We start from the raw sequence: 10,995 nt of genomic DNA, 5'->3' as shown, positions 1-10,995 counted from the left end.
GCGCCGCTCTCCGCGCGGGCCAGCAGGAGTGACCGTTCCCGCTCGTTGCGGGTCAGTTCGGCCGCGCGGGCGAACTCGGCACGGGCCTCCCGCGTACGGCCGAGGCGTTCGAGGAGGTCGCCGCGGACGCTGGGCAGCAGGTGATAGCCCTTCAGCGCCGGTTCGTCCGCCAGGGAGTCGACCAGGGCGAGCCCCGCGGCCGGGCCCTCGGACATGGAGAGGGCGACCGCGCGGTTCAGGCGGACGACCGGGGAGGGGACCAGGGCCTCCATGGTCGCGTAGAGGGTGGCGATGGTCCGCCAGTCGGTGTCCTCGTAGCGGACGGCCTGGGCGTGGCAGGCGGCGATGGCGGCCTGGAGCAGATAGGGGCCGGGGGCGGCCGCCGTCTCGTTGGCGCGGACGATGGCGGCGAAGCCCCGGTTGATCAGCAGCCGGTCCCAGCGGGAGCGGTTCTGGTCGGCGAGGAGGACCGGTTCGCCGCCGGGTCCGGTACGGGCGGCCGTACGGGAGGCCTGGAGCTCCAGCAGCGCGGCCAGGCCGTGCGCCTCGGACTCGCCGGGCACCAGGCCCGCCAGCACCCGGGCCAGCCGCAGCGCGTCCTCGCAGAGCGCCGGGCGGATCCAGTCGTCGCCCACCGTGGCCGAGTACCCCTCGTTGAAGATCAGGTAGATGACCTCCAGGACGGACCCGAGCCGGGCCGCGCGATCGGCGCCGTACGGCACCTCGAAGGGAACGCCCGCCTTCGCCAGGGAGCGCTTGGCGCGGACCACGCGCTGGGCGACCGTCGGCTCGGAGGTGAGGAAGGCGCGGGCGATCTCCTCGGTCGTCAGTCCGCCGAGCAGGCGCAGCGTGAGCGCGATCCGGGCGTCGGTGGAGAGCACCGGATGACAGGCGGTGAAGATCAGCCGCAGCAGGTCGTCGTCGATGTCGTCCGGGTCGGACGGCTCGGCGGGCGGCGGAACGTCCTCCAGGGTCCGCCCGACCTCCGCGAGCTTGCGGGCGTAGTTCTCCTTGCGGCGGACGAGGTCGATGGCCCGGCGTTTGGCCGTGGTCATCAGCCAGGCGGCGGGCTGGTCCGGGACGCCCGACCGGGGCCACTGCTCCAGCGCGGCGACGAGGGCGTCCTGGGCGATCTCCTCGGCGATACCGACATCGCGGACGATCCGCGTCACCACCGCGATGATCCGTGCCGACTCGATCCTGAAGACGGCTTCCACCGCGTTCGCTGTTGTCACCGCCTCATCAGAACAGCCGGGCGGGGGGCGGGCAAGCGACGCCGGACCGCCCCCGCCGGCGGGTGCTCAGCCCTCCACGATCTGGCGGACCTCGGCCGTGACCGTCCAGTGCTCGTCATGCACCAGGAGGAAGCGCTTGCTCCACTCCACCGCCTCCGCCATGTCCTTGGCCTGACAGATGGAGTAGCCGCCGACGACCTCCTTGGTCTCGGTGAAGGGGCCGTCGGTGTGGGTGATCTTGCCCTTCGACCAGGTCAGCCGGGTCCCCTCGGCACTGGGGGTGAGACCGCCGGTGTCCAGCATGACGCCCGCCTTGGTGATCTCCTCCAGGAGCGCCCCCATCCGCTCGCCCATCTCGGGGCTGTGGCCCTCGGCCGGGATCGTGCGCTCGTCCAGGGTGATCAGGGTCAGAAAACGCGGCATGGTGACTCCTTCTGGTTCGGGCGGCGGGGCCGTTCCCCGGCGCTCTCACCCCTGTGTCGAACGGGAGACCGCCGGATCGACACCCCCGCCGGATCTCCTTGAGGTTTCTTCGGCGGCGCGCCCGCGATCCGGTGCGCCCAACCGCGTCGGGGCGCGTGTCGGCGGTCCGCGGAACCAGGCGCGGCCGCCGCCACGTGGCCACCCCTACGCCCGTACGCCCGTACGGAGTCGGCCCGGCCACGCGCCCGTACGGGGTCGGCTACCCCAGCCCCACCGAGGCGAACCGCCAGCGGTGGACCGCCCGGGTGACCAGCTCAGGCGCGGGTTCCGGCAGTTCGGGCAGGTCCGGCGCGCCGAGCGGCCCGGGGCCGCCGTCAGCGCCGGGATCCGCGCCCGCGCCGTCCCCGGCCGTCTCCCACCAGGTGATGACCAGGACCCGGTCCGGGCCCGCCCGGAAGGACTCCCGCCGCCGCGGGGCGGGGGACAGCGCCTGGGCACGGGCCCACGCGAGCAGTTCGTCCCCGCGCCCCTCGGCGGCGCGGGCCTCCCACATCAGGGCGACCACGCTCATGAGTACAGATTGTCCTTGCTGATCTCGTGCACATGGTCGTGCGTATGCCCGTGCGCGTGCCCATGGCCGGGGGTGCCGTGCTCGTCTGTGGTGCCGTACGCCCTGCCGGGCACATGCGGGTCCGTCACCGGCAGCGAGGAGTCCGCCGACAGCTCCAGGTCCGAGGCCGGGCGGCCGCGCGCCACCATCTCCGCGCCGAGGGCGGCGACCATGGCGCCGTTGTCGGTGCAGAGCTTGGGGCGCGGGACGCGCAGCTGGATGCCCGCGCGCTCACAGCGCTCCTGGGCGAGGGCGCGCAGCCGGGAGTTGGCGGCGACACCGCCGCCGATCATCAGATGGTCCACGCCCTCGTCGACACAGGCCCGGACCGCCTTGCGGGTCAGGACGTCGACCACGGCCTCCTGGAAGGAGGCGGCGACATCGCGCACCGGCACGTTCTCGCCCGCCGCGCGCTTGGCCTCGACCCAGCGGGCGACGGCCGTCTTCAGCCCGGAGAAGGAGAAGTCGTAGACGGGGTCGCGGGAGCCGGTGAGACCGCGCGGGAAGGCGATGGCCGCCGGGTCGCCCTCGCGGGCCAGGCGGTCGATCACCGGACCGCCCGGGAAACCGAGGTCGAGCACGCGCGCGATCTTGTCGAACGCCTCGCCCGCCGCGTCGTCGATGGTCGCCCCCAGCGGGCGGACATCGCTGGTGATGTCCGGGGCCAGCAGCAGCGAGGAGTGTCCGCCGGAGACCAGCAGGGCCATGGTGGGCTCGGGCAGCTTCCCGTGCTCCAGCTGGTCGACACAGATGTGGGAGGCGAGGTGGTTCACCCCGTAGAGGGGCTTGCCGAGGGCGTACGCGTACGCCTTGGCGGCGGAGACACCCACCAGGAGCGCCCCGGCCAGCCCCGGACCGGCGGTGACGGCGATGCCGTCGAGGTCGCGCGCGCTGACCCCGGCCTCCGCGAGGGCGCGTTCGATCGTGGGGACCATCGCCTCCAGATGGGCCCGGGAGGCGATCTCGGGCACCACCCCGCCGAAGCGGGCGTGGGCGTCGACGCTGGAGGCGACCGCGTCGGCCAGCAGGGTCGTGCCGCGCACGACTCCGACGCCGGTCTCGTCGCAGGAGGTCTCGATGCCCAGTACGAGCGGTTCGTCAGCCATCAGTAAACATTCCCTTGCACATTCAGCCGCATGACGAGCGCGTCGACATTGCCGGGCTGGTAGTAGCCACGGCGGAATCCCACGGGCTCGAAGCCGAAGCGCTCATAGAGCTTCTGGGCCCTGGTGTTGTCCACCCGTACCTCCAGGAAGACCTGCTCGCACTCGAAGGCGGTGGCGTGGCGCAGCAGATCGGTCAGGAGCCGGGCTCCCAGCCCCGTACCCCGGTGGTCCGGGGCGACGGCGATGGTCTGGACGTCGCCGAGGTCACCGGCGGCGGCCAGTCCGGCATAGCCCACGATCCGGCCGTCCGCCTCGGCGACGACATAGCGCCGGGTGGCGGCGGGGCCGCGCGCGTGGGCCAGTTCGGACCAGAACATCCCGGCCGACCAGGCGTCCTCGGGAAACAGGTCGTGCTCCAGAGCGAGCACGGGCCCGAGGTCCCACCAGCGCATCTCCCGGAGGGTCACCGGCAGGGATCGTACGGAGGAGGGGTGGGCGGTCACGTGGGGGTGACCACCTTATAGTTCTTCGGCACCTGCGCGTCCGGGCGGCGCAGATAGAGCGGCAGCGGCGGCAGGAACCCCCCACCGGAGGAGCCGGAGGGGTCCGCCGCGAGCCGCTCGGCGGCCAGCGAGGCCAGCGCCCCGGCGGAGACATGCTCGGGGCCCCGGGCGTCCGGGAACGCCTCGGGGTAGAGCCGGGCCCCGGCGCCGACGACGGGGAGCCCGGCGAGCTCCTCGGCGATATCGGCGGGCCGGTCCACCGAGGGGCCGCCGACCCGCTCGCGCGCGGAGTCGTAGCGGGCCCAGTAGACCTCCTTGCGACGGGCGTCCGTCGCGACGGCGAAGGGGCCCTCAAGGCCGCTGGCGTAGGCGAGGCCGTCCAGCGTGCAGAGCCCGTGGACCGGCACGCCGAGGGCGGAGCCGAAGGTGGCGGCCGTGACCAGGCCGACCCTCAGCCCGGTGTACGGGCCGGGGCCGACCCCGGTGATGACGGCGGTGACGGCGTCCAGCCGCACCCCGGCCTCGGCCAGGACACGGTCGACGGCGGGCAGCAGCAGCTCGCCATGGCGGCGGGCGTCCACGCTGCTCGTCTCGGCGACGACGGACGAGCCGTCGTGGAGGGCGGCGGTCACGGCGGGGGTGGCGGTATCCACAGCGAGCAAGAGCACGCGAACAGCCTACGGCGCTCGCGGCGGGTGGCACGGCGCCCCGTCATCCCCACGGCGCCCTGCTACCGTCAACCCGGACATAACTTGATACAACACATGAAAATCTTTGATCTCTTGCGCAGGCCGTCAAAGCCGACGAAAGAGATCAGAAAACCCACCCGGACCTCGGCCACCCCCTCCCGCTCCCCCACGGGCGTACGGGATGCACGGGACGTACGAGGGATACGGGACGGGCGGGACGCGCACGAGAGGTGGGAACGGTGGGAAGCAGCGCGGGAATGGTGGCCGGGCTGACGGCCGCCTCCATCGCCACCGTCGGCGTCCTCGCCTACCAGGCGTCGGCGTCCGCCCCGGACCGGGAGGGCGCGGCGGCCAAGCCCGCCGCCTCCGCCCCGGCCAAGGCCCCCCAGAAGCCCCGGGACCCCCTGGCGCTGCCGGTGCCCTCCGACACCGGGGTACGGGTGGTCTACCGGCTCTCCGGCCAGCGGGTCTGGCTGGTCTCCGGGCGGGACCGGGTGCTCCGCACCTTCACGGTGACACCGTCGACGGTGATCCCGGCCCCGGGCACCTACCAGGTGATGTCGCGGTCCGGCAGGGGCACGGGCGGCGACGGCGCCGCGATCGAGCACGTGGTCAGGTTCCACCAGATGGGACGGACGGTGATCGGCTTCAGCGCGGCGGTGGACGGGACGGTGGCCCGGCCGGAACCGGGGCGCAAGACCGGGGGCGTACGGATGACCCGGGCGGACGGGGACGCGATGTGGCGCTTCGCGACGATCGACACCAAGGTCGTCGTCGTTCCGTAAGCCGTGCCGCCCCACGGGCCCGGCGGGACTCCCGGGGGCGCACTCCCCATCCGCATACGCGCCCCCAGGACCCGCACGGGGGATACGCCCGGGGACGGACGAGCGGGCCAGGGGCTCCCGCCGGGATCGGGCGGGGTCAGGGAGCGGGCAGGCGCCGGGGCATCCCAGGGCACCAGGCCCGCGCGGGCCCACGGCCACCGGCTCCGGAGGGAGAGCCGCAGGCCACGGGAGCCAGGCCGAGACGCTAGGCGGCGTCCTGGGACGGCAACCCCTCATGCCGCTGCCGCGGCCGCGGCGGCGTGGAGACCGCTCTCGCGGCGGCGCAGGAGGCGAGAAGCTCACGCATCGACGGCGCGCCGGACGGAGCCGACGACCCCACTGAGCCCACCGCCCCCACCGGCCCCACTGAGCCCACCGCCCCCACCGGCCCCACTGATTCCGCCGAACCCACCGGACTCGCGGCACCCATCGATCCCGCCGACGCCACCGCGGGGACCCGGGAGAGCACCGAGAACGGCGCCGACGGCACAGGCGACTCAGGCAACTCAGACGACACGGGCAACACAGAGGGCGCAGAGGACGCAGAGGACGCAGACGAGGGAACAGAGGGAATCGAGGACAGAGGAGAAGACGGAGCGGTCTCGGCCGCCTGGGACCGCGGCGACCGCGTGGGCTCATACGCCGACATGGGTGCCTCCTGGCTCGCGGGGGCAGCAGGTTAGGTAGACCTAACCAACTCTCCGTCCCATGTGAACACGCACGGCGCCGCCTGTGCAACCTTTTCCCGACGGCCTGTCGGAACCATCGCCGTCCGGCGGCGCCCCGCAGCGAGGGCCCCCGGATCCCAGCGGTCTCAGACCAGGGCCAGATCGACTCCGGCCCAGCGCTCCCCGTACCCGGTGAGGGTCACCTCGCGGCGGTCGTCGTCCGTGGCGCCCACCACCCGGTGGATCACCACATGGAGCCGGCCCTCCGAGAGGTCCTCGACCTTGCCGTCCCCCCACTCGACCACGATCACCGAGTCCGGCAGCGAGACATCGAGGTCGAGATCCTCCATCTCGTCCAGACCGCCGCCGAGCCGGTAGGCGTCCACATGGACCAGGGCCGGGCCGCCGGTGAGCGAGGGATGGACCCGGGCGATGACGAAGGTCGGGGAGGTGACCGCGCCCCGCACGCCCAGGCCCTCGCCCAGGCCCCGGGTCAGGGTCGTCTTGCCCGCGCCCAGCTCGCCGGTGAGCATGACCAGGTCGCCGGGGCGCAGCAGGGTGGCGAGGCGCCGGCCCAGCTCCGTCATCCGGCCGGCGGAGTCGACGGCGGTCCGGGCCACGGCGGTGGCATCGCCCTCGGCGGGGGTGCCGGCTCCAGCGGTCCCGCCCCCGGCGGGGGTCCCTGCCCCGGTGGGGGCGCCACTCCCGGGGGTCGCGGCGGCCCCGGCGGTGCCCGCCAGGAGATCAGCGGGGGTCTGCGGTGCTTCCATACGGGCCAACGTTAGCCGCTGCGGACACCGCGCCGACGCGGGCGAGCAGGTCGGCCAGCCGGTCGGTGACCGCTTCCGGGTGCTCCAGCATCACCAGATGGCCCGCGTCCGGCACGAGCACCAGCTCGGCCTCGGGCAGCAGATCGGCGATGGCCTCACTGTGGGTGCTGGGGGTGACCAGGTCCTTCTCCCCGGCGAGCACCAGGACGGGCGTGTCGGTCAGGGCCGAGAGCGCGGCCGCCTTGTCGTGCTCCTCGAAGGCGGGGTAGAACTCGGCGACGACATCGATGGGGGTGCTCTCGATCAGTCGTTCGGCGAACCGGGCGACCGCCGGATCCACCTCACGGGACGAGAACGAGTACCGCTTGATCAGCCCGGCGAAGAGGTCGGCGGTGGCCCGCCGCCCCCGCTCCACCAGCTCGGTCTGGGCGGTCAGGGCGCGCAGCACCTGCGGCAGCACCCGGCGCACCGCGTTGACCCCGGCCGCCGGGAGGCCATAGCTGACCTCGGCGAGCCGTCCGCTGGAGGTGCCGACCAGGGCGACGCCGACGACCCGCTCCCGTACCAGCTCCGGATACTGGTCGGCCAGCGCCATCACCGTCATCCCTCCCATCGAGTGCCCCACCAGCACCAGCGGCCCCTCGGGGGAGGCCGCGTCGATCACGGCCCGCAGATCCCGGCCGAGCTGGTCGATGGAGACGGGCACCCCGTCCGGCCCGGACTGGGCGACGCCCCGGCCGGAGCGGCCGTGGCCGCGCTGGTCCCAGTGGACGGTACGGACCAGTCCGCGCAGGGCGGCGCGCTGGAAGTGCCAGGAGTCCTGGGTGAGACAGAAGCCGTGGCTGAAGACGACGGTGACCGGCGCGGGCGCCTTGCGGCCGAAGAGCCTGCGCCGCCGGGGGACGTCACCCTGGGAGTCGACCGGGTCGGTCTCGTAGTAGAGCGGGGTGCCGTCGTCGGCGACGGCCTCACCGGGCGTACCGCGCAGCGCGCCGTACGGGCCGGAGGCGTCGATCGCCAGCCGGGCCTTCTTGCGGACACCGCGGCTGACGGTGAGCCGCTCGATGGCGACCCCGGCGGCGGCGCCCGCCGCGAGGACACCCACCGCGACACCGGCGACACCGGCCCGGCGCCAGCCCCCTGAGCCTCCTGACAACGCTGAGACCGCCGCGACGGCCTCCCCCGTGCTCTCGCTCACCGCACCGCCCGCCTCAGTCGCCGTCGCCGGCCGTCGCGGACCCGTCCCGGTAGACCCGGGGCACACGGGCGCCGATCCGGGTGACGATCTCGTACGCGATGGTCCCGGCCGCCAGCGCCCAGTCCTCCGCCAGGGGCTCACCCCGGGTCCCGGGGCCGAAGAGCACCGCCTCGGCGCCCTCCTGGATCTTCTGCCCACCCAGGTCGACCACGAACTGGTCCATCGCGATCCGTCCGGCCGCCCGCCGCCACTCGCCGCCCACCAGGACCGGGCCCCGGCCGGAGGCATGGCGGGGAACACCGTCGCCGTAACCGACGGGGACCAGCGCCAGCGTCGTCTCGTCCTCGGTGAGATAGCGGTGGCCGTAGCTCACGCCATGCCCGGCGGGCGCGCCCTTGACCAGGGCGACGGAGGCGGTGAGCGTCATCACCGGCCGCAGCCCCAGCTCGGCGGGGGTACCCAGCTCGGGCGCGGGCGAGACCCCGTACATCGCGATCCCGGTCCGTACGAGATCGAAATGCGCGTCCGGCAGGGTCAGCGTCGCCGGGGAGTTGGCCATATGGCGCACCTCGGGGTCGATCCCCTCGGCCTCGGCATGGGCGACCATCGCGCGGAAGACGGCGAGCTGCGCGGCGATCGAGGGGTGGCCGGGTTCGTCGGCACAGGCGAAGTGGGACCACAGGCCCGTCACCTTCACCACGCCCTCGTCCTCGGCGGCACGGGCGGCGGCGACCAGCTCGGGCCAGTCGGCGGGCTGACAGCCGTTGCGGCCCAGACCGGTGTCGGCCTTGAGCTGGATCCGCGCCGGGCGGCCCGCCTCCCGGGCGGCGGCGCTGACCTCGGAGAGCGCCCACATCCCGCTGACACCCAGATCCAGATCCGCCTCGACGGCCTCGCGCCAGGGGTCACCCGGGGTCCACAGCCAGCACATGATCCGCCCGGAGATCCCGGCGGCGCGCAGCGCAAGCGCCTCCTGGGGGGTGGCGGTACCGAGCCACTCGGCCCCGGCCTCGACGGCGGCACGGGCACACCGGACGGCGCCGTGCCCGTACCCGTCGGCCTTGACGACGGCCATGAGGGCGGAGCGGGGGGCCCGGGAGCGGAGCACGCGGACGTTGGCGCGGAGGGCGTCGAGATCGATCTCGGCGCGGACGCGGGGCGGCGGCGGTGTCTGGCTCATCCCCGCCAGTCTCTCAGAGCACCCCCCACCCCCCACACCCCGGCCCGCCCGCCCCTCCGTTGTGGGCAGGCCGGGTTCCGCCCGCGTGCGGGCACGCCGTTCCGCGGGGCGATGGGGGTCCCCTGGGCGGAACCTGGGGGAGGGTGGCTACAACGGGGGGAAACTCCAGGCCCACCGGCGCGCGGGCCCGGCCCACGAGGCCCCGGCCCGCCGGGGCTATCCCTCCCGGGTGTCCCCCCACGCTCCCGGCAGCGCCTCCGCCACCTCCAGCGCCGTGATCGGCGCCCCCCGCCCACTCGCCCGCCGCGCCGCGAGCCCATGCAGATACGCCCCCACCGACGCCGCGTCCAGCGCCGGGCGGCCGGTGGCGAGCAGCGCCCCGGTCAGCCCGGAGAGGACATCGCCGCTGCCCGCGGTGGCGAGCCAGGGTGTCCCCATGGGGTCGGCGCGGACGGCGGTGGAGCCGTCGGGGTCGGCGATGAGCGTGGTGGACCCTTTGAGCAGGACGGTCGCGCCGTAGCGGGCGACGAGGGCGCGGACGGCGTCCAGCCGGGCGGATTCCACCGATTCCCGGGCGACGCCGAGGAGGGCCGCCGCTTCTCCGGCGTGCGGGGTGAGCAGGGTGGGGGCGGCCCGTCTCCGTACCGTCTCGGCGTCGAGGGCGTGCAGGCCGTCGGCGTCGACGAGGACCGGGACGTCGCTGGCGAGGATGTCGGCCACGGTGGTGTCGGTGGCGGCGTCGGCGAGCCCGGGGCCGACGACCCACGCCTGGACCCGTCCGGCCCTGGCGGGCGGGCCGGGGTGGACCAGGGCCTCAGGGAAGCGCGCGATGACCGCGTCGGCGGCGTGGCCGACATAGCGCACGGCGCCCACGCCGCCGCGCAGCGCGCCCGCGACGGCGAGCACGGCGGCTCCCGGGTAGCGGGCGGACCCGGCGGCGATACCGACGACTCCGCGCCGGTACTTGTCGCTCTCGCCGGTCGGTTCGGGCAGCAGATGGGCCACGTCGGCGTGGTGCAGCGCCTCGATCTCGGGCACGGACGGCAGATGGGGGCCGAGTCCGATGTCGACGAGCCGTACGGCGCCCGCGTACTCGCGTGCCGGGTCGATCAGCAGCGCGGGCTTGTGGGTGCCGAAGGTGACGGTGAGGTCGGCGCGGAGGGCCTCCCCGCGCACTTCGCCGCTGTCGGCCTCGACGCCGCTGGGGAGGTCGACGGCGACGATGACGGCGCTGGAACCGCGGGCGGCGCGGGCGACGGGCACGGCCTCGGGCCGCAGTCCGCCCCGGCCGCCGATGCCGGTGATGCCGTCGAGGACGAGGTCGGCGGTGGCGAGCGCCTCGAAGGGGTCGTCCGCGATCCGTCCGCCGGCCCGGGTGAGGTCGTCGAGTCCCTCGCGGTGGGTGCGGCCGGGCGCGAGCAGGACGGCGGTGACTCCGGCGCCGCGGCGGGCGAGGCGGGCGCCCGCGTACAGGGTGTCACCGCCGTTGGCGCCGCTGCCGACGAGGAGCACGACCCGGGCCCCGTACACCCGTCCGAGCAGTTCGGCGCAGGCGGCGGCGAGTCCGGCGGCGGCCCGTCGCATCAGCGCGCCGTCGGGCAGGAGCGCCATCAGTTCGGCCTCGGCGGCCCGTACGGTCTCCACGCGATAAGCGGTTCGCATACCGCCGAGTCTGCCGCACCTCACCTCTGGAGGGAGGTTTGACGGGCGATCAGTTTCTACTTAGGTTTGCCTTACCTAAGTAGGGGTACGATCGGTACGCACGACCACCGGGGGCGCCCACCGGGAG

At 74.5% G+C, this 10,995-nt stretch carries 12 protein-coding genes; 2 read left to right on the top strand and 10 right to left on the bottom strand.

The features are described 5' to 3' along the window. From ACFVIM_RS27775 to tsaB, 6 genes are all read right to left on the bottom strand, one after another. Positions 1–1,235: RNA polymerase sigma factor (locus ACFVIM_RS27775; RefSeq protein ID WP_384306739.1), on the bottom strand; the 1,235-nt coding region annotated here is incomplete at its 3' end. A gap of 66 nt (positions 1,236–1,301) precedes the next feature. Then, positions 1,302–1,658: a YciI family protein gene (locus tag ACFVIM_RS27770; RefSeq protein ID WP_384306736.1), complete on the bottom strand. Its 357-nt coding sequence runs from the start codon at positions 1,656–1,658 to the stop codon at positions 1,302–1,304. A gap of 259 nt (positions 1,659–1,917) precedes the next feature. Continuing rightward, entirely contained in the window at positions 1,918–2,229 is a 312-nt protein-coding gene (locus ACFVIM_RS27765; protein ID WP_384306733.1) for a hypothetical protein, read from the bottom strand. Beyond that, positions 2,226–3,374, bottom strand: coding sequence for a tRNA (adenosine(37)-N6)-threonylcarbamoyltransferase complex transferase subunit TsaD (gene tsaD, locus ACFVIM_RS27760; protein ID WP_384306730.1), 1,149 nt, complete (start codon positions 3,372–3,374; stop codon positions 2,226–2,228). Before tsaD ends, ACFVIM_RS27765 begins: the two co-directional genes overlap by 4 nt. Then, a complete protein-coding gene (gene rimI, locus ACFVIM_RS27755; protein WP_384306744.1) occupies positions 3,374–3,826 on the bottom strand; it encodes a ribosomal protein S18-alanine N-acetyltransferase in 453 nt (150 codons plus the stop codon). Before rimI ends, tsaD begins: the two co-directional genes overlap by 1 nt. 47 nt (positions 3,827–3,873) lie before the next feature. After that, a complete protein-coding gene (gene tsaB / locus ACFVIM_RS27750; RefSeq protein WP_384306727.1) occupies positions 3,874–4,545 on the bottom strand; it encodes a tRNA (adenosine(37)-N6)-threonylcarbamoyltransferase complex dimerization subunit type 1 TsaB in 672 nt (223 codons plus the stop codon). A 278-nt stretch (positions 4,546–4,823) separates the two neighbouring features. Here tsaB and ACFVIM_RS27745 point away from each other — a divergent pair, with 278 nt between their 5' ends. Then, positions 4,824–5,351, top strand: coding sequence for a hypothetical protein (locus tag ACFVIM_RS27745; protein WP_384306742.1), 528 nt, complete (start codon positions 4,824–4,826; stop codon positions 5,349–5,351). A gap of 299 nt (positions 5,352–5,650) precedes the next feature. Next, complete coding sequence (locus ACFVIM_RS27740; RefSeq protein WP_384306725.1) at positions 5,651–6,073, top strand: hypothetical protein; 423 nt, start codon at positions 5,651–5,653, stop codon at positions 6,071–6,073. Positions 6,074–6,204: 131 nt separating this feature from the next. Here the strand turns inward: ACFVIM_RS27740 and tsaE are convergent, their stop codons facing one another. The 4 genes from tsaE to ACFVIM_RS27720 form a co-directional block, all read right to left on the bottom strand. Further along, positions 6,205–6,828: a tRNA (adenosine(37)-N6)-threonylcarbamoyltransferase complex ATPase subunit type 1 TsaE gene (tsaE, locus tag ACFVIM_RS27735; RefSeq protein WP_384306722.1), complete on the bottom strand. Its 624-nt coding sequence runs from the start codon at positions 6,826–6,828 to the stop codon at positions 6,205–6,207. After that, positions 6,803–8,026, bottom strand: a complete 1,224-nt coding sequence (locus ACFVIM_RS27730; protein ID WP_384306719.1) for an alpha/beta fold hydrolase — start codon at positions 8,024–8,026, stop codon at positions 6,803–6,805. Before ACFVIM_RS27730 ends, tsaE begins: the two co-directional genes overlap by 26 nt. Before the next feature lie 13 nt (positions 8,027–8,039). Further along, a complete protein-coding gene (gene alr / locus ACFVIM_RS27725) occupies positions 8,040–9,206 on the bottom strand; it encodes an alanine racemase (protein WP_384306717.1) in 1,167 nt (388 codons plus the stop codon). 216 nt (positions 9,207–9,422) lie between these two features. Continuing rightward, positions 9,423–10,868: an NAD(P)H-hydrate dehydratase gene (locus ACFVIM_RS27720; RefSeq protein WP_384306714.1), complete on the bottom strand. Its 1,446-nt coding sequence runs from the start codon at positions 10,866–10,868 to the stop codon at positions 9,423–9,425. Positions 10,869–10,995: the final 127 nt, after the last annotated feature.

This window comes from Streptomyces sp. NPDC057638 (assembly GCF_042800315.1).
In the GTDB taxonomy this organism is placed as follows: domain Bacteria; phylum Actinomycetota; class Actinomycetes; order Streptomycetales; family Streptomycetaceae; genus Streptomyces.
The sequence above is the reverse complement of the archived record's forward strand: the minus strand, read 5'-3'. Positions and strand labels throughout refer to the sequence as shown.

What these genes read in the sequence shown, in the direction of transcription:
- ACFVIM_RS27770 (WP_384306736.1), bottom strand. Translation starts at nt 1,658, where the DNA reads ATGCCGCGTTTTCTGACCCTGATCACCCTGGACGAGCGCACGATCCCG.
- ACFVIM_RS27765 (WP_384306733.1), bottom strand. Translation starts at nt 2,229, where the DNA reads ATGAGCGTGGTCGCCCTGATGTGGGAGGCCCGCGCCGCCGAGGGGCGC.
- tsaD (WP_384306730.1), bottom strand. Translation starts at nt 3,374, where the DNA reads ATGGCTGACGAACCGCTCGTACTGGGCATCGAGACCTCCTGCGACGAG.
- rimI (WP_384306744.1), bottom strand. Translation starts at nt 3,826, where the DNA reads ATGCGCTGGTGGGACCTCGGGCCCGTGCTCGCTCTGGAGCACGACCTG.
- ACFVIM_RS27745 (WP_384306742.1), top strand. Translation starts at nt 4,824, where the DNA reads ATGGTGGCCGGGCTGACGGCCGCCTCCATCGCCACCGTCGGCGTCCTC.
- tsaE (WP_384306722.1), bottom strand. Translation starts at nt 6,828, where the DNA reads ATGGAAGCACCGCAGACCCCCGCTGATCTCCTGGCGGGCACCGCCGGG.
- alr (WP_384306717.1), bottom strand. Translation starts at nt 9,206, where the DNA reads ATGAGCCAGACACCGCCGCCGCCCCGCGTCCGCGCCGAGATCGATCTC.
- ACFVIM_RS27720 (WP_384306714.1), bottom strand. Translation starts at nt 10,868, where the DNA reads ATGCGAACCGCTTATCGCGTGGAGACCGTACGGGCCGCCGAGGCCGAA.